Origin of the sequence: Mycolicibacterium thermoresistibile (genome assembly GCF_900187065.1) — a bacterium.
Taxonomy (GTDB): Bacteria; Actinomycetota; Actinomycetes; order Mycobacteriales; family Mycobacteriaceae; genus Mycobacterium; species Mycobacterium thermoresistibile.
The window spans coordinates 754259-774931 of the sequence record NZ_LT906483.1 but is presented as its reverse complement, the minus strand read 5'-3'; the positions used below and the strand labels follow the sequence as shown (position 1 = coordinate 774931).

The 20673-nt window shown below is 68.1% G+C and carries 19 protein-coding genes; 3 read left to right on the top strand and 16 right to left on the bottom strand.

Going from position 1 to position 20673, the window contains the following annotated elements; all coding sequences use genetic code 11:
* Window positions 1-5: 5 nt before the first annotated feature.
* The 3 genes from CKW28_RS03550 to CKW28_RS03540 are packed head-to-tail and all read right to left on the bottom strand — an operon-like array spanning window position 6 to window position 2704.
* Complete coding sequence (locus tag CKW28_RS03550; protein ID WP_003926428.1) at window positions 6-1055, bottom strand: acyl-CoA dehydrogenase family protein; 1050 nt, start codon at window positions 1053-1055, stop codon at window positions 6-8.
* 45 nt (window positions 1056-1100) lie between these two features.
* Window positions 1101-1910: a CoA transferase subunit A gene (locus CKW28_RS03545; RefSeq protein WP_197700611.1), complete on the bottom strand. Its 810-nt coding sequence runs from the start codon at window positions 1908-1910 to the stop codon at window positions 1101-1103.
* Between the two features lie 8 nt (window positions 1911-1918).
* A complete protein-coding gene (locus tag CKW28_RS03540) occupies window positions 1919-2704 on the bottom strand; it encodes a co-chaperone HscB (protein WP_131588053.1) in 786 nt (261 codons plus the stop codon).
* 89 nt (window positions 2705-2793) lie between these two features.
* On the opposite strand from CKW28_RS03540, the gene CKW28_RS03535 reads away from it, so the two are divergent.
* The gene (locus tag CKW28_RS03535; RefSeq protein ID WP_003926431.1) at window positions 2794-3990 is read left to right on the top strand and encodes a thiolase family protein; all 1197 of its coding nucleotides are present in this window, start codon (window positions 2794-2796) and stop codon (window positions 3988-3990) included.
* 44 nt (window positions 3991-4034) lie between these two features.
* Here CKW28_RS03535 and CKW28_RS03530 read toward each other — a convergent pair whose 3' ends face one another.
* The 12 genes from CKW28_RS03530 to CKW28_RS03475 form a co-directional block, all read right to left on the bottom strand.
* Window positions 4035-5075: a PQQ-dependent sugar dehydrogenase gene (locus CKW28_RS03530; protein WP_081475566.1), complete on the bottom strand. Its 1041-nt coding sequence runs from the start codon at window positions 5073-5075 to the stop codon at window positions 4035-4037.
* Window positions 5076-5172: 97 nt separating this feature from the next.
* Window positions 5173-6369 carry a tyrosine-protein phosphatase gene (locus tag CKW28_RS03525; protein WP_003926433.1) on the bottom strand — a complete coding sequence of 399 codons (1197 nt, stop codon included), beginning with the start codon at window positions 6367-6369 and terminating at the stop codon, window positions 5173-5175.
* A 16-nt stretch (window positions 6370-6385) separates the two neighbouring features.
* Window positions 6386-7522, bottom strand: coding sequence for a thiolase family protein (locus CKW28_RS03520; protein WP_003926434.1), 1137 nt, complete (start codon window positions 7520-7522; stop codon window positions 6386-6388).
* A complete protein-coding gene (locus tag CKW28_RS03515; protein ID WP_003926435.1) occupies window positions 7519-7959 on the bottom strand; it encodes a PhlB family protein in 441 nt (146 codons plus the stop codon). The genes CKW28_RS03520 and CKW28_RS03515 overlap by 4 nt, the downstream gene beginning before the upstream one ends.
* The gene (locus CKW28_RS03510) at window positions 7959-9458 is read right to left on the bottom strand and encodes a hydroxymethylglutaryl-CoA lyase-like TIM-barrel protein (RefSeq protein ID WP_003926436.1); all 1500 of its coding nucleotides are present in this window, start codon (window positions 9456-9458) and stop codon (window positions 7959-7961) included. The genes CKW28_RS03515 and CKW28_RS03510 overlap by 1 nt, the downstream gene beginning before the upstream one ends.
* Entirely contained in the window at window positions 9455-10885 is a 1431-nt protein-coding gene (locus tag CKW28_RS03505) for an acetyl-CoA carboxylase biotin carboxylase subunit (protein WP_050811998.1), read from the bottom strand. The genes CKW28_RS03510 and CKW28_RS03505 overlap by 4 nt, the downstream gene beginning before the upstream one ends.
* Complete coding sequence (accB, locus tag CKW28_RS03500; protein WP_003926438.1) at window positions 10878-11423, bottom strand: acetyl-CoA carboxylase biotin carboxyl carrier protein; 546 nt, start codon at window positions 11421-11423, stop codon at window positions 10878-10880. Before accB ends, CKW28_RS03505 begins: the two co-directional genes overlap by 8 nt.
* Window positions 11416-13164 carry a pyruvate, phosphate dikinase gene (locus CKW28_RS03495; protein WP_003926439.1) on the bottom strand — a complete coding sequence of 583 codons (1749 nt, stop codon included), beginning with the start codon at window positions 13162-13164 and terminating at the stop codon, window positions 11416-11418. The genes accB and CKW28_RS03495 overlap by 8 nt, the downstream gene beginning before the upstream one ends.
* Window positions 13161-13769: a hypothetical protein gene (locus CKW28_RS03490; RefSeq protein WP_003926440.1), complete on the bottom strand. Its 609-nt coding sequence runs from the start codon at window positions 13767-13769 to the stop codon at window positions 13161-13163. Before CKW28_RS03490 ends, CKW28_RS03495 begins: the two co-directional genes overlap by 4 nt.
* Window positions 13762-15261: a class I adenylate-forming enzyme family protein gene (locus tag CKW28_RS03485; protein ID WP_003926441.1), complete on the bottom strand. Its 1500-nt coding sequence runs from the start codon at window positions 15259-15261 to the stop codon at window positions 13762-13764. The genes CKW28_RS03490 and CKW28_RS03485 overlap by 8 nt, the downstream gene beginning before the upstream one ends.
* Entirely contained in the window at window positions 15258-16769 is a 1512-nt protein-coding gene (locus CKW28_RS03480; protein WP_003926442.1) for a hypothetical protein, read from the bottom strand. The genes CKW28_RS03485 and CKW28_RS03480 overlap by 4 nt, the downstream gene beginning before the upstream one ends.
* Window positions 16770-16782: 13 nt before the next feature.
* Window positions 16783-17487, bottom strand: coding sequence for a PEP-utilizing enzyme (locus CKW28_RS03475; protein ID WP_003926443.1), 705 nt, complete (start codon window positions 17485-17487; stop codon window positions 16783-16785).
* A 216-nt stretch (window positions 17488-17703) separates the two neighbouring features.
* Here CKW28_RS03475 and CKW28_RS03470 point away from each other — a divergent pair, with 216 nt between their 5' ends.
* Window positions 17704-18498, top strand: coding sequence for a helix-turn-helix transcriptional regulator (locus CKW28_RS03470; protein WP_234784996.1), 795 nt, complete (start codon window positions 17704-17706; stop codon window positions 18496-18498).
* A 102-nt stretch (window positions 18499-18600) separates the two neighbouring features.
* Window positions 18601-19329 (top strand): HAD family hydrolase, encoded by a 729-nt coding sequence (locus CKW28_RS03465; RefSeq protein ID WP_003926445.1) that lies wholly within the window; start codon window positions 18601-18603, stop codon window positions 19327-19329.
* Window positions 19330-19445: 116 nt separating this feature from the next.
* Here the strand turns inward: CKW28_RS03465 and CKW28_RS03460 are convergent, their stop codons facing one another.
* A complete protein-coding gene (locus CKW28_RS03460) occupies window positions 19446-20603 on the bottom strand; it encodes an Rv3169 family protein (protein ID WP_003926446.1) in 1158 nt (385 codons plus the stop codon).
* Window positions 20604-20673 lie beyond the last annotated feature (70 nt).

Here is a 20673-nt window from a genome sequence, read left to right as displayed (position 1 = left end):
CCTCGTCAGACGGTTCCGGCATCGGCGGCAGTGGCGCCGCGAGCCGCGGAGTCGAAAGCAGTGGCCGCCAAGAGCTGCAGCGGCCGGGTGACGTCGCCGAAGACGTCGGCGAAGGTGTGTGCTGTGCGCAACCGGAGATGAGCGTCGTGTTCCCAGGTCACGCCGATACCACCGAGCACCTGAATGCCGTTCTCGCAGGTGCGGATCGCCGCGGTGGCGGCGTGGGCCTTCGCTGCCGCGCCGATCCGCTCCGCTTGTTCGATCGGGGCATGTTCGACCTCCCAGGACGCGCCGTAGGTGACCGACCGTGCCGTCTCGACGGCGACGAGCATGTCCGCGCAGATGTGCTGAATCGCCTGGAACGAACCGATGGGGCGGCCGTACTGCTCTCGTTGCTTGGCGTACTCCACGGCCTGCCGTAGCGCACCGTCGGCGATGCCGGTCAACGCGGCCGCGGCCCCGACCCAGGCGATGGCCCGGGCCCGTCGCAGTCCCCCGGAGTCGCCCGGCACCACATCGACCCGGTCCACACCGTACACCGGGTGCAACGGATCGACCCCTTCGATCACGCCGGCGCCGGACAGCTCGACGGCGTCCACCCGGTCGCGGTCCACGACGGCCACCCCGCGGGCACCCGGACCCCAGCCGAACGAGACCGACGCCTCCCGCTCCGGCCAGTCGAGTTCGGCATCGAGCAACACGCCCACCGGAGCTCCGCTGCACAGGTCGGCGAGCACCTGTCGGTCGCCGCCGCCGTGGACGAGAAGCGCGGCCGCGGCGATGGCGGTGCTCACATAGGGCACCGGGGCGATGCGCCGCCCGAGGGCCTCCGCGACCAGGCAGGCGTCGGTCAACGATCCACCCGCGCCGCCACAGTCCTCGGGGACCAGCAGGCCGAGCAGATCCAGTGATGCGAGCTCCTGCCACGCCCGGGAGCGCAGCGCGCCGTCGTCGGTGAGCGCCGACCGCACCTGCTCGTCGCCGAACAACTGGCCGCCGATGTCCTCGGCGGTTTTCTGCAGGAACTGCTGGTCCTCAGACAGCGCGAAGTGCACCGATTCCTCCTGAAAGGGTGAAAGCCGAGCGTGACGCGGCGCGGATCACGGTAGCTCCGCCAGGGTCCGGCGCAACCACGATGCGAAACCATCCTGGGATGCGGCCGCCGCGGAGTAGCCCGCGAAGGCCTCGACCTCCCGCGGATATCCCCGGGAGGTGCCGTCGGGGCGTACCGATCCCGGGGCCACCACGATCGCCGAGACGAGCACCCCGGGGATGGACGCCTCACCGATCGAGGTTGCGGGGTCGGTGATCTCCTCACTGACCAGAACCGTACGGCGGGCTGCGTGCGCGGCGATGACCGCCTCGCCGTGGGGGCCGTCGATGACCCCGTTGCCGCGGGTGTCGACGCGGTCCACGTGGACGAAGGCGATGTCCGGTGTGATCGCCTCGACCACGGTCGCCTCCCCGAACGGCGACGACACCGTGGCGAGCATCCCGTCGGTCCAGTCCTCGGCGCGGTATCCCGTCTCGGCTGGGATGTCGACCGGCGCGAACGGCACCCGCCACGCCCCGGCCTGCAGCGCGGCGCCGAGGATGCCGAGGCTGACCTCCCGCAGCCGAACCGGGTTCGCACCGCTCTCGGCGAGCCGGCGGAAGTTCCATGCCGGCGCCGGCCCGATCGCGTTCCAGCAATGCGCGAAGGTCGCGGTCGACACCACGCCGGCGCCGAGCAGCTGGTCGAGCATGATGCCGCCGGATCCCGCCACCATGTGCAGATACCGGCGGCGCTGCCGGATGATCTCGTGGGCGACGCCGTACAGCTGGGCGCCGAAGTTGCCCACATAGACGCACGAACCGTCGTGCACGTACTCGCGGACCGCGTCCGCGACACTCAAAATGGGTGGAGTCACAGCAGGCCTCACCGATGTCCTACGGGTGTCGGAAGCTTTGCCACGGCCTGTGCCGCAGCCTGGTAACCCTTTCCGGCCGCCTCATGGAGCACCGCGATCGCATCGGCGCGCTCCTCATCGCCCAGTGGTGCGGCGTCGGCGGCCGCGCCGGCGTCGACGCCGAGGTCCGCCAGATGGTCGACGGCGGTGTCGACGCCGGGGCCGTCCAGGATCGCCTCGAACGCCGGGTGCGCACCGAGTCGCAGAATGCCCCACCGGGTGACCAGCCGGACTCGCCGGGCTGCCGCCGGACTGGTGGAGACATGTTCGACCTGGGCGCAGATGCGGCGCAGATCATCACTGGCGTTGAGGAAGAGCAGATCCCGGGCGCGGGCCGCGGCGTCGGGCGCGCCGCCGGCACCGGGCAGCCGCACCCGGGGATGGCGGGTCGGCCCGATCGCGTGGGCGTTGGTGCGGCCCCGCAGGTCGATGGTGGCCCCGTCGAGCACCACGAGATCGCACCTCGGGATCAGCGTGAGCAGGACGTCCGGGGTGTTGCCCCGGTAGCACGTCACGTCGGCGTAGGCGTGGAAGTCGGTGGTGCTGGTGACGAGTTCCTCGGTATCCCGGTCGAGCGCGGCCCCGGCCTCGAGGAGTTGGACGAAGTCCGAACCGGCCCGCCGGCGGGCCACCCGGGCGGCCAGGACCGGCAGGTTGAAACCGGTGAACACCCATGAGACACCATCGAATTCCCGTGCGCCCAGCGCCAAGACATCGACGAGAGCAGGCATCTGCCCGCCAGCATCCGGAACCATGCCGCAAAGCATACTACCGGGTAGGTTCCATTGTCCAACCGGTATGTGCATACTGCTGCGTAGGTTTTGTTCAACGATCAGGAGGAACCATGGCCGACGCAGTCATCGTGGATGCGGTGAGATCCCCGGTGGGCCGGGGCAAACCCGGTGGCGCACTGTCCGAGATCCATCCCGTCGAACTGCTCGCCCAGGTGCTGACCGGGCTGTTCGAGCGCAATCCCGCCGTCGACCCCGGTGCCGTGGACGACGTCCTCATCGGGTGTGTGAGTCAAGCCGCCGAACAGGCCGGGTGCCCCGGACGGTTCGCCTGGCTGGCCGCCGGTTTCCCCGAGCACGTCCCCTCGGCAACCATCGACCGCCGATGCGGATCCAGCCAGCAGGCCGCGCACTTCGGTGCGCAGGCGATCATCGCCGGGGCGTATGACATCGCGGTCGTCGGCGGGATCGAGTCGATGAGCCGGGTGCCGATGGGTTCGGCCCGGATGGGCAAGGACCCACACGGCCCGTCGGTGCAGCAACGGTATGCGCCCGGCCTGGTGGCCCAGGGCATCTCCGCCGAGCTGATCGCCGCGAGATGGAAGTTCGACCGGGAGACGCTGGACGCCTACGCCGCGCGATCACACCAGCGTGCCGCCGAGGCAGTTGACCGCGGCGCGTTCGGGAACGAGATCGTGCCGGTGCGGACTCCGGCAGGCGACGCACCGATCGAGGCCGACGAGACCATCCGCCCCGGCACCACGGTGGAAGCCCTCGCCAAGCTCCGGTCCTCGTTCCACTCCGCCGAACTGGCCGAACGCTACCCGCAGATCGGCTGGCACGTGACGGCCGGGAACTCCTCGCAGCTGTCCGACGGCGCCAGTGCGGCGCTGATCATGAGTGAGGCCAAGGCCAACGAGCTGGGGCTGGAACCCCTCGCCCGCTTCCACTCGTTCGCCGTCGTCGGCGACGATCCGCTGATGATGTTGACCGGCCCCATCCCCGCGACCGATCGGATCGTGCAACGCAGTGGGGTCGGTCTGGATGAGATCGGACATTTCGAGGTCAATGAGGCGTTCGCCTCCGTCGCCCTGGCATGGCAGCACGAGACCGGCGTGGACGACGCACGCCTCAACCCGTTGGGCGGCGCCATCGCCCTCGGGCACCCGCTCGGCGCGTCCGGTACCAGGCTGATGGCGACGATGGTGCACGGGCTCGTGACGAGCGGGCACCGCTACGGGCTGCAGGTCATGTGCGAGGGCGGCGGCATGGCGAACGCCACGCTGATCGAGAACCTCAGAACGGCCTGATCGCAACACGATCCGGGTATCGGCGCCGAGGGGCCGACAACCGCTCAGCGCCGGTACCGCAGGATCCGGTCATCTCCGGACCGCGGCACGCCGCGGCCGTCGCGGTTGCTGGTGGTGAACCACAGCGATCCGTCCGGCGCCGCGACCACGGTGCGCAGCCGTCCGTACTCGCCGACGAACCGCGACACCGGTTCGCCGAGTTCACCGTCGGCGCGGACCGGGACCTCGAGCAGCCGCTGACCGCGCAGGTTGGCGATCCACAGCGCGCCGTCCCAGAAGGCCAGCCCGGACGGTGACGCCTCGGCCGGCCGCCATTGCAGCACGGGGTCGATCATCCCCGGCATCTCCTGCCTGCCTTCGGCGACGGGCCACCCGTAGTTGCCACCCGGTTCGATCAGGTTGAGCTCGTCCCAGGTGTCGGCTCCGTACTCGGTGGCCCACAGCCGTCCGCCCGGATCCCACGCCAGCCCTTGGACATTGCGGTGTCCGAACGACCACACCGGCGATTGCGGGTCGGGGTTGTCGGCGGGAATCGACCCGTCCGGGTTGATCCGTAGGATCTTGCCGGCCAGTGAGGAGCGGTCCTGCGCCAGCGGCGGGTCGCCGATCTCGCCGGTGGCGACGTAGAGCCTGCCGTCCGGGCCGAACGCGATCCGGCCGCCGTCGTGCCGGGAGCCACCGGTGGGGATGCCGGTGAGGATCGGCGCCGGCGGGCCGAGCGCCTGACCGTCGAAGTCCATCCGCACCACCCGGTTGTCGGTGGCGGTGGTGTGGTAGGCGAACACCGTGTCACCGGCCGTGGCGAGCCCCAGCAGTCCGCCCTCGCCGCGCGCCGCCACTCCCTCCACGGCACCGACGTCTCGGACGACGCCGGGTTCGGACAACTGCTTGATCATCCCGCTGTCACGTTCGGCGATCAACGCCGAGCCGTCGGGCAGGAACGCGATCCCCCACGGCACCCCGAGGTCGGTGACGACGTCGCGCGCACCCGACTCGCCGGTCTGGGCGGGGGGCTGTTCAGGTGGGGCGGGCGGCGCCGGTACCGCCTCCCCGTCGCACGCCGCGGCCAGCAGCGCCAAGCACATCAGCGCCACCGCCGCACGCACCGTGGTGCGCCGTATCCGGCCGACCGCCACGCTCCCTTCATACCCGATCACGGCGACCCGGACGCCGCGGATCAGGTCATCCCTCGAGGATCTCCTTGAGTTCGGCCAGGCTGGTGCGGTACAGCTCATCGATGCTCGCCACCACCTCCGGGGCGGCCTGCAGGGTCGCCGTCCAGCTGACGAAGGCCCCCGGACCGTCGTGGTGGGGGCTGACGGTCAACGTGGAGGTGTACTCGTCGAGCGGTATCGGGCCCTCCAGGTACGAGTAGGTGTAGGTCCGGTCCGCGTCGCTGTGCGACACGATCCGCTCCCGGGCCTCACCGCCGCCGTCGGCGAACGTCGCGATCCGGACGTCGCCGTCCATCCGGGTGGACGCGATCGCCGGCACCCATTTGTGCACGTTGCCGACGTCGCCGACCACCTTCCAGGTGTCCTCCACCGAGGCGTTGAGGACGATCGAGTGGGAAACCTCCGCCATGACATCTCCTTCGTCTTGTTCGAGAATTCGTTGGGCGAATGCGTCGAGTTGGTCGTCTGTCACTCCGTTGGCCAGCAGGTAGGCGCGCGCCCCGCCGTAGATGACGTCCACCCACGCCAGGAACCGCAGGATGGTCGCGGGCACCGCCTCGTACGCTTCGGGCGGATAGACGTCGACGGCGTCGCCGTAGCTCTTCATCCCCCGGAGCCGGCTCATCATCTCCTTGACATCGTCGACCTTGGCGACATAGTCGGAGCTGATGTCGTGGCGCAACACCCCGATCGCGTCCAGCAGGATCGCGCACGCCACACCGGTGCGGTCCTTGCCCACCGTGCAGTGGATGAGCGCGGGTGTGCTGCCGGTGCCGCACAACGCCTGCACGATGCGGGTGAACGCCGAGCGGTCCTGCAGGTACTGCAGGTACGTGCCGATCAGCGGATCGGCACCGGGCATCGGCGCCACGGCGGAGTCCGCGGCGACCGTCTGGCGGATCGTGAACGGGCAGTTAATCACCCGCACCTCGCAGTCGGTGAACCCGCCGCTGCCCTCGGCTTTCGCCTCGTGCGGCAGGCGCAGATCGACGATCGTGCGCAGTCCGGTCGCGTCGGTGAACGCACGCGCCTCGGCCCCCGACACGAATTGCGGTGTGGCGCTGCGGAACAGCATGCCGGCCCTGATCCGGCGCCCGTCGGTGGTCCGCAACCCGCTGAGCGGGCGGAACCCGAGAAGGCCCTGCGGCCCCTCCCGGACTGTCGCCCCGCCCGGCCGGTCCGGTCGGACATCGGTGTTCGTCATCTGGCCGGGCCCGGACTCACGTCGACAGGATCGTGACGACACAGGCGTTGCCGTCCATCCCCGCCGCGCCGCCACCCATCGTCTCGACCATGCCCACCCGGTGCCGGTCCACCTGGCGCGGCCCGGCGTCGCCGCGCAGCTGCCACACGATCTCGGCGAGCTGCGCGGTGCCGGTGGCTCCGAGCGGATGGCCACGGGACAGCAGTCCGCCGCTCGGGTTGACCGGTTGCCGGCCATCGCGTTGGGTGTAGCCCGACGCGGCCAGCTCACCGCCCCGGCCGACCTCGGTCATCCCGAGCGCCTCCAATGTGGTGATCTCCCCGATCGTGAACGCGTCGTGCACCTCGAGCACGTCCATCTCGGTGATCTTCCGTCCCGCCTGCGCGAGCGCCTGCTCCGCCGCGCGCCGCACACAGGCGAAGCCCCACACCTCGTCGGACCGCTGATCCCACGGGCGGCCCGACACCAGCGCCGACGACTCGACCAGGACGTCGCGGGAGTTGCGGCGGCCGCTGCCGACGACCACCGCGCCGGAACCATCGGTGGTCGGGCAGCATTGCAGCAGCGTCAACGGGTCCGCGATCGGCCGCGACGCCAGCACCGACTCGATGGTCGGCACCTCACCGCGGAGGTGGGCCCGCGGATTGTCCATACCGTTGGTCTTGTTCTTCACCGCCACGGCCGCCAGCTGCTCGGGGGTCAGACCGTGCTCGTCCATGTAGCGAGCCGCGGTGAGCGCATACAGGCCCGGCAGGGGAAGCCCGGTCGCACCCTCCGGATCGGTGGCCTCCGGCACGATCGCCCCGGTGAACAGTGTCGACATCTGCTCGACCCCGACCACCAGCACACACTCGAACCGGCCCTGCCGCACCGCCTGGACCGCCTCGTGGTAAGCCGTCGTGCCGCTCGCACAGGCGTTCTCGATGGTCCACACCGGCACGGCCCGCATCCCGAGCCCGCGCTGGACCCGGGTCGCCACCCCGGGCGGCCCGAACACCGACCCGAAGATGATCGCCTCGATGTCGTCGGGCCGGATCTCTGCATCGGCGATGGCCTCGGCGATCGCTGCCCAGGCGAGGCTCTCCACCCGGCGGTCCGGGAAGACGCCGAAATCCGATGTGCCGACGCCCCAAATCGCGACTTCCATGGTCATTCCCCGCTCTCACTGTCCGGTTCGGTCGCCACGAGGTCACCGCCGTCATCCATGGTGAAGGTGATGCGGGTCTTCGCGGCGGGAAGATTCGGCGCCGGCGGCACATGGACCAGCACCCGGGGCCCGTCGTCGACGTCGACGTAGGCCAGCCCGAACGGCGCCGACCACCGGCCCACCGGGATGCGGATCGTCGTCGCCGCCCACACGGTGCCCACCGGCCGGAACCCGCACGGCTCGATCGCACCGAAACAGGCTGGGCACCAGGGAATGTCCGGTTGTGAGACGGCAAGCTGGCAGCGGATGCAGCGGGCCCCGCGCAGCAGACCGTCGACGACCCGGGGCCGGGATTCGGCAACCGGGAGCCCGCCCGCGGCGGCACCCGCCCGACGCTTGTTCGGACGGTCGGTCAGCTCTGATTTCTTCACCGTGGTCGTCATCAGTGATCTCCGTGCAGCGTCAGTTCGAATCCGCCCGACTCCACATGCAGGTAGGCCCCGACCGAGGTGGAGATCAGTTTCCGGATGTTGGCCAATTCCCTACTGGTCAGCCCGTAGTCGATGGTGCGCGGCGGGGTGGCCCGCATGACCTCGATGTCGTGCTCGGGAACCAGCAGGCGCAGGATCAGCTCGTCATCGGAGATGTCCTTGCCGAACTTGGCCCGCAGCTCGTCGAGTTCGGGCTGGGGCGGCTCCCACTCGGCATAGGTCTTCGCCTTGGGGCTGTCCATGATCTTGTCGAGGACGTCCTGGTCCAGCGGCGCCACCGGTTCACCGTAGAAACCGTTGACATACAACAGCACCTCGTCCGGCACCACCGAGTAGCGGTCGCCAGTCACCACGTTGAGGACCGCCTGGGTGCCGACGAGCTGCGAGAACGGCGTGGCCATCACCGGGTAACCCAGCTCGCGGCGGATCAGTGCCATCTCGTCGAGCACCTCCTCGAAGCGGTGCTCCATGCCGCGGTCCTTCAGCTGGTTCTTGAAGGTTCCCGCCATCCCGCCGGGCAGTTGGTGGCGGTACTGGTACAGCGAGAACTCGGCCGGCCGGCCGACCGGGAGTTCCTCGATCTTCGCCACGTTCAACAGGTGCTGTTCGACGACCTCGAGCCGCGAATCATCGATCTCCACATCGAATCCGGCGTACCGCAGGTTCGCGACGGTGTTCTCCGTCGACGGCAGCGACACCCCGGCCGCGAGTGGACGGCTCGCGGTGTGGACGCGGTCGGCCCCGGCGAGCACGGCCTCCAGATAGTTCAGCGGCGACAGCGCGTTGTTGGAGTGGAAGTGCGCCTCGACCGGGAGGTCGCCGGCCTCCTTCTTGATGGCGCCGATGAGGCTCCGGGTGCGCTCCGGCGTGAGCAGACCGGCCGCGTCCTCCAGTTCGATGCCGTCCGCGCCGAGGGCGACCAGTTCGCGGGTCTTCTGCGCGTAGTACTCGTCGGTGTGATACGGGCTGTCGGCGAACAGGATGCACGGCACAGCCTCGGCGCCGTGGGCCTGCGCGACCTTGACCAGTCGGCCGATCTTGTCGATGTTGAACAAGCCGTCGTAGATCCAGAAGCTGCCGATCCCGTGGGCGCACAGCCTCTGCACCCACAGGTCCATCACGCTGTCCGCGGTCAGGCCGAATGTCACGATGCCGTTGCTCCGGGTACCGGCTCGCACCCGGGTCCTGGGCATCGCCTTGGACAGTGAGATCAGCTGATCCCAGGGGTCTTCCTTGCAGTGCCGGACCAGGACCTCGAAGATCGAGCTGCCGACGAGGTCGATGGCGTTGAACCCGGTGCGGTCCAGTTCGCCCGCGATCGGCAGGCCCATCGACTTGCGCATGCGCATCCCCCACCAGCTCTGGGGGCCGTCGCGCAGGGTCTGGTCGATGATCTGAATCGTCCGCCGGCCGCCGACGGCCCGGTCGGCGCAGTCGAGATAGCTGGTCACGTCGCCTCCTTGAAGTTTTGTCGAAATTCGTCGATGCCCTCGTCGTCGATCCACCTGGTGGTCATCCGGCCATCGCGAAACTGCCGGCCCTGCAGCAGAAAACGGTTGAACGGGATGGTCGTCGACACACCCTCGACGCGCAGCTCCGTCAAGGCGGCGAGTAACCGGTCGATGGCCTGATCGCGGGTCGGCGCGTGGGCGATCACCTTCGCGATCATCGAGTCGTAGTACGGGCTGATCACCGTGCCGGGGCGACAGTGCGAGTCCACCCGGATCCCGATGCCCGACGGTGGCTGCCAGACGGTGACGGTGCCGGGCGCGGGGGCGAATCCCCGTTCGGGTGATTCCGCCATGATCCGCGCTTCGATGGCATGCCCGGACAGCTGGACGTCGTTCTGCCCGAACGACAGCGGCAGCCCGGCGGCCACCCGGATCTGTTCGGCCACCAGGTCGATCCCGGAGATCATCTCCGACACCGGGTGTTCCACCTGGATGCGGGCGTTGAACTCCAGGAACGCGAACTCGCCGGTGTCCGAGTCGTAGATGAACTCGACGGTGCCGGCGCTGTCGAGCTGAATGGCCTGTGCGAAACGGACAGCCGCCGCATGGATGCCGGCCCGGGTGGTATCGGAGAGTCCCGGCGCGGGCCCCTCCTCGAGCACCTTCTGATGACGCCGCTGGGCACTGCAGTCGCGTTCGCCGACGTGCACGACCGATCCGTGCTTGTCGCCGATCACCTGTACCTCGATGTGCCGGGCGCGGGCGATGAACCGCTCCAGATAGATTCGGCCGTCGCCGAACGCCGCGGTGGCCTCCGCGATCGCGGTGGGCAACCGCCGCCGCAGCTCCGCCTCATCGGCGACCACGGACATGCCGCGACCCCCGCCCCCGGCCACCGCCTTGATCAACACCGGGAAACCGACCTCGCCGGCCGCGGCCACCGCGGCCTCGGGGCTTTCGGTGATGCTGGACCCGGTCAGGACCGGGACGCCGGCGTTGGCGGCGATGTCGCGGGCGGCGGCCTTGTCGCCGGTCGCCGCGACGATCCGGGGATCGGGGCCGATGAAGATCAGGCCCTCCTCCTCGCAGCGACGGGCGAACTCCGGGTTCTCGGAGAGGAATCCGTAACCCGGATGAACGGCATCGCACCCGGTTCCCACGGCGGCCGCCAGCACGGCATCGATGTTGAGGTAACTCGTTGCCGCGCTGGCACCGCCGATGCAGACGGCCCGGTCGGCGAGCTGTGCGGCCAGCTGGTCCCGGTCGGCGTCCGAGGTGACCACCACGGTCTCCAGGCCGATGGCCCGGGCGGCCCGCACCACCCGGAGCGCGATCTCACCCCGGTTGGCGACCAGCACCCTGCGTATCCGGGCGGCGACCGGAATCCTGTTTGCCGCGTCTGTCGCCGCCACCGCTGCGCTAGTCATCGGGGCGGATCAGGAACAGCGTCTGGCCGAACTCGACCAGATCGGCGTTGCGGGCACGGACGGCGACCACTTCGCCGCCGATCTCGGTGATGACGGGGTTCATCAGCTTCATCACCTCGACGATCGCGAGCTGGTCACCCGCCGCCACCCTGGATCCGACCTCGACGAACGGCGGCGAGCCGGGGGCCGGCGCGACCCAGAAGGTGCCGACCGTCGGCGCGGTCACCGCTACCAGGCCGGTCTCGTCCACCACCTCGTCCGCCGCCGGCGACGCGGCTGGCGCGGCCGGTTGGGGCGCCGACGGAGCGGTCACGGCGGCGGCTGCCGGAGCCGATGGGGTGTCCGCCGCCGCGGCCGATGCGGTCGGCCGGGGCTCCGGCGGTGGGGCGTCCTTGCCCACCGACACCGTCACCCCGCCGATCCGCAGATGCATGCCGGTCCAGTCGGATGCCTCGAAAGCCCGCAGGATCTCGCTGATCTCCTCGGTTCCGATCCGCAGATCGCCCGCGGTCGGCTCCGAGCCCGGATTGCTAGTCATCACTGTCCTTTCGGTACGCGATTGCGGCGAGCAACACCGGCAGCGGGTTGGTGCTGACGATCACCGACACCCCGGCGTCCAGCGCGGCCTGCACCCCTTCGTCGGTGTCGAAGTAGGCGCCGGAGACCGCGTGGGTGCCGTTCGGGATCGTCGGCAGCTCCTCACCGGATTCGATGAGGGCCTGATCCGCGTCGAAGACCGGGCCGTCGACCTCGTCGGCGGTGGGTACCACCCGGATCGGCGCCAGGTCCCGCGCCCACCGCAACAGCGTGGCCAGATCCTCGTCGTCGTCGACCGTGGTGGCGCGGCCGGGAATCTCGCCAGGATAGATCCGGCCGCCGGTCGCGTCCACCGTCACCAGCTTGCCGACCAGGGCGCTCGACGTGCCCTCGCCGCAGCCGACCACGCATGGGGTGTCCAGAGCCCGGCTGACCACCGCGGCGTGTGAGGTCGAGCCGCCCTTCTCGGTGACGACGGCCGCGGCGGCGATCATGCCGTGCACGTCTTCCGGGCTGGTCGCCTCGCGGACCAGGATCGAACCCGGTTTCGCCTGTGCCTCCTCGGCGGTGCCGACCGCGATGCCGACCGCGTAGCCGGGGCTGGCCGAGGTGCCGGTCACGATCGGCTCGGCGTCTCCGATCCGGTCGGGGTCGATCGCCGGCCGCAGCAGGTGACGCACCTGCTCGGCGGTCACCCGGCTGCACGCGGTGGCAGGGTCGATCGATCCCTCCTCGACCATTGCGGTGGCGATCCGCACCGCCGCCTGCGCGGTCCGCTTCGCCGCCCGCGACTGCAGCAGGTACAGCGTGCCGTGCTGCACGGTGAACTCGATGTCTTGGGCGTCGCGGCCCTCACGGTCGAGCAGCTCGGCCGCGGACACCAGCTCGGCGTGCAGTTCGGGGCGGTTCTCGGCGAGCCAGGACAGCGGGCGGGGGGTGACCCGGCCCGACACCACGTCCTCGCCCTGCCCGCGCGGCAGGTACTCGCCGTAGGGTTCGCGGCTGCCGGTCAACGGGTTCCGGGTGAACACCACACCGGTGCCGGAGTCGTCGTCGAGGTTGCCGAACACCATCGCCTGGATCGTCACGGCGGTCCCGATGTCATCGGGGATGCCGTAGTGGGCCCGGTACGCCTTGGCCCGCCGGGACTGGCTGGAGTCGAACACCGCGCAGACGGCGCCGCGCAGCGCCTCGTAGGGATCGTCGGGGACCGCGGAACCGGTCTCCTCGCTGATCGCCTGCAGCACCGCCGCGGTGTCCGGCAGGTCCTCCAGATCCTCCAGGCATCCGGCGACCAGCTTCCCGTACAGGGCGCTGAACCGCCGGCGCACATCCGCGGCGAACTGCGGATTGCCCGATTCGGCCGCCAGCGCGGCCTCGGTGGTCTCGTTGATCCCGAGGTTCAGGATGGTGTCCATCATCCCGGGCATCGACACCGCCGCACCCGAGCGCACCGACACGAACAGCGGCTTGTCCGACGCGCCCAGCCTGCGGCCGGTCTTCTCCTCGAGATAGCCGATGCCGGAGACGATCTCCTCGAACAGCTCATCGGACAACGTGCGGCCGCGGCTGAAGTACTCGGCACACGACCTGGTGGTGATCACCACCGCCGGCGGCACCCGCAGGCCCAGGCGGCTCATCCGCCACAGGCTCAACGCCTTGCCGCCCACCAGTTCCCGTGACGGCTCGGTCTCCAGGTCGGTGATCCGCAGCACCGCGGGTTCGGTCAGTTGCGCGGTCATTCGTCGCGCTCCTCCCCCATCATGCGGAGCAGGTGCTCGTGCATCTGGTACCAGACGGTGTGATAGCTGTCGAGGCGGACGTTGCTGACGTATTCGTGGTCGCCCTGGTCGACACGGGCCAGCGCCGCGTCCAGACGGAACAGGAACCGCTTGGTCAGCGGATCCGCGTCGGCGAACGGCGCGAGCAGGGTGGTGACCCGGTCGTGCACGTTGGCCAGCTGGTCGATGACCTTCGCGTCGTAGTCGGGATCAGAATGGTCGTTGGGCTGCTGGGCGCCGTCGACGGTCACCGTCTGCCACGACGTCATCACGGCGAGCATCTTCTTGTTGATGCCCTTCTCGAAATTCGCCAGCGTCTCGACCAGCTCGGAGTTGGCCCGCTGCTCCTCGAACGCCGTCGGATAGAGGATGTCCAGGTAGTCCCGCCCCTGCGGCGAGATCATGAAGTTCCCCTTGGCAGCAACGACTTTCCCGTCGCCGACGGCCTGCAGCAGGTGTTTCTCCACCTCGGCGCTGTCCATGTCGAGAATGTCGGCGAGCTGCTCGGCGTTGGCGAGCTGCCGCAGGGTCAGACCGTGAAGCGCCAGGTCTTTCTGTTCAAGCATGTGCGGTTACCTCCTCGTTGGCACGCATGGTTTCCCGGACCGTCCGCCGTAGCGACTTCCCGACCGGACTCTTGGGCAGCTCATCCCACACCTCGATGTGTCGCGGTCGCTTGAACCCGGCGAGTCGCTCCGCGCAGTGATCGATGAGCGCCTGGGTGTCGACCTCTTCCCGCAGCACCACCGCGGCGCTGACCCGCTGGCCCCACCGCTCGTCGTCGACGCCGACCACGACGGCCTCGCGCACCGCCGGATGGGTCAGCAGCGCGTCCTCGACCTCCCGCGGGTACACGTTGAAGCCGCCGCTGATGATGACGTCGTTGCGGCGATCCAGCAGGTAGAGGTAACCTTCCTCGTCGACCTGACCGATGTCGCCGGTGCGCAGCCACCCGTCCTCGCCGAGGGTTTCGGCCGTCGCCTCGGGGCGCCGCCAGTAGCCGCTCATCGTGTGCGGGCCGCGGGTGACGACCTCGCCGGGGGTGCCGGGCGGAACCGAATTGTCCTCCTCATCGCGGATGTCCATTTCGACGAAGGTGTACGGCTTTCCGGCCGACGTGAGCCGTTCGGGGGTGTGTTCCCACGGCTGCAGGCAGGTGATGGCCAGCGGCGCCTCGGCCTGACCGTACAGTTGGACGAACACCGGACCCAGCGTCTCCAGCCCGCGGGCGAGCAGGGTCGGGGCGATCGGCGCACCGCCGTAGCACAGCCGGCGCAGTTTCAGCCTGTCCCGGTCGATCTCGGCGTCCTCGAGCATCATCGCGATCATGGTCGGCACCATGAACGTGGCGGTGGCGCCGTGCTCGACCGCGGCATCGACGAAGCCCTGCGGGGTGAACCGGGGCAGGATCACATTGCGGGCACCCTTGACCAGGTGCGGCAGGAAGAACGCGCCGCTGCCGTGGGTGATCGGCGCGGCGTGCAGCATGACCGAGTCCGGCGTCAGGTCGGGCAGCAGATCGACCAGGAAGTTGGCGATCTCGGCGAGCTCACTGCGCGTGGTCAGCACCACCGCCTTCGGCTTGCCGGTCGTGCCGCCGGTGTAGGCCAGCCGCAGCGGGTCCTCCGGGTCCCGCTCGATGCGGCACGGGCCGGGATCCGCACCGGCGATCATGCCGGCGAGCTCCTCGGTGTGGATGACCAGCTCGGTCTCCGCCGGGATGCGCCCGTCGGTGACCAGCGCGCGCGCCTGCGAGTCGTCGATCTTGTAGGCCAGTTCGAAATCGGTTTCCCTGCTGTTCAACGGAACCCGCACCAGGCCTGCCTTGGCCAGCGCGTAGTAGGTGACGACACCGTCGATCCCGTTCGGCGCCAGCACCGCGACGTGGTCGCCCGGGCGGAGCCCCCGGGCGAGCAGAGCGTTGCCCAATCGGTTGGTCGCGTCATCGAACTCGCGGAAGCTCATGACGCGGTCCCCGTGCACCAGGGCCGGCGCCGCACCGTAGGTGCGGGCCGCCCTGGTGATCAGGTCACCGATCAGCAGGTGTGACCGGCTCACTGGTTGACCTTTCCGGGAGCCTGCGGACGTCCGAGGCGGTACAGCTCCGCAGCCAGCTCGGAGTCGTGGTTCCACTTCACCCATTCCTCGTCGAGGTAGCGGAACTTCTCCTGGTGCACGGTCGGGGTGAATCCGCGTGCCCGCTCGTTGTATTCGTCGATCGTGATGCGGCCGGCGCTGGTGGTCCACAGCCCCGTCTTCGCGTCCAGCGACGAGCGGCCGCTCAGCTCCGAACCGACCGTCGGCGCGTAGTCGTCGTCGTTGAGCACCGAGTACGGCAGACCGCTGATCATGTGCTGGTTCAGGTTCGAGTAACGCGCCATCGTGTACGGGTTCGCCTTCTGTTGCGGGAATCCGAGCAGGCCGACCATCTCGGTGAGGTTGTCCCGCGCGTACTCGTCGTTCATCAGCACCTTGAAGCGCTGCGCCCGGTCGTCGAGTTCCATCCAGTCCGACTGCCGGTAGGTGCCGGTGAGGTGGGCGAAGTCCTTCGCCACCGACGAGTAGACCAGCGCGCCGGCGTCGATCATCTGCTCTCGGCTCCACGAGGCGATGCGCTTCCACAGGTCCGCGGTCGCCTCGGCGAGGATCTCGCGGTATTCCTCCATCGTCTCGGCCAGCACCTCGGCGTTCTCCATGCCGACCGGGACGTAGCCGTCGGTCAGCGGGTCGGAGGTGTACATGCCGACCGCCACGATGTTGCGGGCGTCGTAGCTGGGTTCGGCCTCGAACGACGCCCAGTCGTCGACCAGGTGAAAGTGGGTGTCCTTGAAGACGATCGGGATGGTCAGGTTGTTGTGCGGCAGCCGGGTGGCGATGCCGTCCAGCCACGGATAGTCGCCCTCGGTCAGGTCGAAGAAGTCCCGGACCAGCATCTGCCGGTTGTCGCCCCAGTTGTAGGGACCGCTGTTGTGGATGCCGATGCGGCACTCACAGTGCGCCAGGAACGCGTACTGCGACAGCTGTGCCAGCAGCTTCACCGCGGCGGTGTGCAGCCGGTCGTTCGGGGTGACCCCCAGCAGCTGCTCGCGGAACCCGTCCAGGGTGCGCTCGGGCAGGAACTGGGAGCGGTCACCGAACTCCTTGTTGGTGATGTGCCCGTCGTTACGGTGATACGACAGGTTGAACCGGCGGCTGAAATCGAGGACGTCGACCACGTCCTCGATGGCGTCCTGCGGACGGATCAGACCCCAGTTCAGCAGCAGTTCCCGGCCCAGCAGGTAGAACGTCGGCATACCCCAGGCCGCGTTGACGGTGTTGACCTTGAAGCTGGCCTCCCGCACCCGGTCACCGAGTTCCTCGGCCGGCATGACGGAGTCGACCTCCCGCAGCAGCGTCGGCAGCCGATAGAAGCTGTTGAGATAGGACAACAGCATGTACGGGTTCATCGGGAACAGCTTCGATTCCTGCGTTGTCCGGGTGATGCACAACCAATAGGTGGTGTCACTCAGATTGCGGAGAAAGCTGTTCGATTCGAGCAGGTCGGCGTAGGTCAGTTTGCGTGCCATTGTTCTTGGGTCCTCAGCTCAGTTTCCAGATTCGTGAGTTGCCGGTGTCGCCCGTCTCGTAGGCATCGGGAGCGGGTGGCGCAGCGGTGGTCTCCAATTCGACGCGGTCGCCGTCGTTCAGGTCGTCGATACGGCAGTTCATCAAGGTGGGCACACCGTATTCGCGAGCCAGGATTCCCAGGTGTGACCGCACCGTTCCGCCCAGACAGATCACCCCGTGGAACTGCTCGAGAATCGGGGCGGTCAGGGTGCCGCCGGAATCGTCGATGACGGCGATCGTATTCTCCGGAACACCCTCGGTGAGCAATTCCATGACGTGTTCGGTCCGTGAGACCCGCAACACGGTCCCGACGGTGTTCTCCTCGGTGGCCAGCACATTGTCGCCGCGTCCGCGCAGATTCTCATCGGCCCGGTCCTCGGGGGACAGCACGGTGTCGTCCACTTCCGGCCGCTTGTATTTCTCCGGCTCCGAATCCAGCGATGCGGTGGCCGAGAATTCGAACCGATATCCGGTGGCCAGGGTGTCCTGCTCGATTTTCTTCGCATCGTCTTCGTCGAACAATTCGAAAGAACGCGAGAAGACGTCGCGACTCCACTCGAAGTCGAGTTCCGACAGCCGTTTGCGGACGAGGCCGCGTACCGCCGCGTTGTACCGCTTCGGCAGTGTGAGCGTCTCCTCGGAACCCCATTTCGGGGTGGTGGGCGATGCCTCTGACATGACTGCACTCCTTGCTTCTCGGTGAGCGGCTGACGAGCCGGAAGAGCCCTGAAGAGCGGATACGCTGCACAAACACCCGTTTTTCTCGGGAGGATTGCGTTTCCGCGTGGTTGTGATCACAATCTAGCGGCGAGACCCGCTGTGACCGAGTCCACATAGGGGGACATTCGGCGCGAGATCCGCCTTGGGGGGACGGGTTCGCGTAGAAGGAGACCTGTGAGAACACTGTCGAAGAAGTCGTCCACCCAATGGACTCCGCCGGCCGTGATGACCGCCGAGGACTATCGCTGCGCGTTCGACATCGTGTCGGATTGCCACGACTCGTCGACGCTGAATGAATTCCGTGAGGCATTGGTCGAGTCGCTGTGCAGACATCTGTCGATTCCCAATGTGTCGTTTTTCTCCGGGGCGACGTTCAACCAGGTTTTCGAGGACGAATCCCCGCTGACCGAGGGCGCGACCCGGAAAATGCTCCCGGAATATCAGGACCGCTGGGCCCGCCACGATGTGTTCGGGTCACCGGCCGCTGTCAGGCAATTGCTGGCAAGCACGGTCAGTTCGCTCAATGAACTGAAGTCCCAGCACCGTCTGCCGGCCACCGCCGTGGCTTATATCCGCCATTTCCTGCACGGCCGGTGGGATATGGGAAGCGCGGCCGCGATGCAACTCCCACTGTCCCGTGGTCGTACCGCATTGGTGGGGTTCTTCAGCCCGCACCCAGAGGATCTCGGACCGCGCGAATTGGCCATTCTTCGATTGGTCGGCAATCAATTGTCACCGGTGAGCAGAAGACTTCCCGCCGAACCGGCGCTGCGGGTGATCAACCGACTCACCGAACGGCAACGCGATGTGGCGAAATTGGTCGCCGACGGTCTCAGCAACGCCGAGATCGCGGATATTCTCTGCCTGGCGGAAGACACTGTGAAGAAATACGTCACCAGAATTCTTCATCAGACCGCGTGCCGGTCACGACTCGAGTTGGCGTTGATCATTCGAGACGCCGGACTCTGACCGGTCACCCCGGTGGTTCCACTGCCGTGCCAACCTGCCGTGATCATATCGTTCCCAAGGATTTTCACGCCAAGGGAACGCCGTTCCAGGAAGAATGAGCAATTGACGTTCGATCGCGAATCACCCCAGCCGGATCGACCGGGAATCCGCGGCGTCGTCTTCGACAAAGACGGCACGTTGTTCGATTTCACCCGAACGTGGACGCCGTGGTGCGAACAACTGGTCGGCGAGTTGAGTGGCGGCGATCCGGGACTCGCCCGCCGGCTCGGCGCCGCACTCGGATTCGACCTCGAACTCCGCATGTTCGAACCGGACAGCGTGGTGCTCACCGACACGATCCAGGCGGTCGTCAAGACGCTGCTCGGGGTGCTGCCACCGGACACCGACGCGGACAGGTTGTTCCGGCATGTCGACGACTCCATCGCGACCCGCAGCCCGGCACAGGTGGTGCCGCTGCGCCCGCTGCTCGAGCGGTTGCGCAGCGCCGGGATCGTCCTCGGCCTGGCCACCAACGATCAGAAGAAGTCCACCCTCCGGCATCTCCAGCAGGCGGGCATCGACTCGTGCCTCTCGTTCGTGGCGGACGCCGACTCCGGGCACGGCATCAAGCCCGGCCCCGGCATGCTCGTCGCGTTCTGCGAACACACCGGGTTGAGCCCACAGCACTGCGCCATGGTCGGCGACAGCGTGTTCGACATGCTCGCCGCCCAGTCGGCGAACTTCCTGCGGATCGGGGTGTGCTCCGGACCGACACCAGCCGAACGGCTCGGTGAGATGGCCGATATCGTGTTGGACAGCGTCGCCGACCTGCCGGGGTGGCTCGGTCTGTAGTTCGTCCACAAAGCGACCTGCAGTTCGTTCAGAAGCGGCTGAGAACGTCCCAGAGCGAAGAAATCCGGCTCGTGCCAGAGGCACGAGCCGGATTTCTTCGTTGGTGTGGTTGCGGGTTACAGGAAGGAGTTCTCGCCCTTCAGGCCGTACCGGGGGTGGTCGCCGATCACGATCGACTCGAAGATGCCGTACCCGGTGGCGTCACCCTCGCGGGTGCGGATCACGCAGTCCCGCAGCTGGTGCGCCTCGAGCAGCGTCTCCCGGTCGGTCATGTCCTTGTACCACTCGCCGTCGATGTGGTTGACACCCTTCCAGCCGCCGTGGTGGTCGCCCTTGAACCCGAAGTAGAGAGCCGGCCCGAGATGGAATCCGGTGTCGGACACCGGTTCGATCTCCACGACCCGCTCCTTGCCCCATCCCGCGTCGAACGTCACGGTGCCACCGAGCAGTCGCCGGGTGGCGGGATCGTACTTCAGGTCGTCGACCATCCCGTGCAGCGGCTCCTGCCGGCCGTCGGCGTAGTTGACGTACCCGGAGAAGTAGTGGGTTTCACCGTCCACCCACTGCAGATAGTGGTGGATCTCGTAGGGAGCGCTGCCGTCCGCCGGCTGGAAGTACATCGGACTCCAGGTGAGGATGAAGTTCTGCTCCATCCGGTTGGGCGCGTACACATCCGGGGCTTTGGCACCCACGTCCATCCGGACACCCCAGGAGCGGTCCCGGTAGCCCAGCCAGGTCTCATCGGTGATCTCGGTGCGTTCGCCGTCGATCTCGACCCAACCGGACACGGTGCACAGCTGATGGAACCGGCGCAGATCCGACGCGATGCGGAAGCCGTCCATGCCGCGCTGGGCGTCCTTGCGCTCCAGGAACGGAGGCATGATCGCGGTGAGCGTCACATCGAAGGAGAGCGGCTGCGCATCGTTCTCACGCAGGACGCAGCGCACCTTCTGATTCGGTTCGATGATTTCGTACTCGAGCGGGCCGACCCCGATCGCGGCCAGCCCGAACGGGTTCAGGTCGAGCTGGGTGCTCGCCCGCACCGTGATCTGCTCGACTCCGCGCGAGATACCGCCGAAACCCTCGAGGACGTTGCGGTTGTGGTACTTCCCCAGCCCGAAGTCGATCTGCAGCGATCCATCACGGGCGAACAGCGAGCACCACACCCGCTCCGTCCACGAGTAGTCCGAATCCGAGACCATCGCGAACGTGTCGGGGGTCTGGTGGATCAGATACTCGTCGGCGGGAGTCACCAGATTGATGGGATGACGCATGACTTTCCTTTCCGGGCCGCCGTTTCGGGCGGCCCACTGTGTTCGTTACGCAGATGTGGGCCGTGTCCGG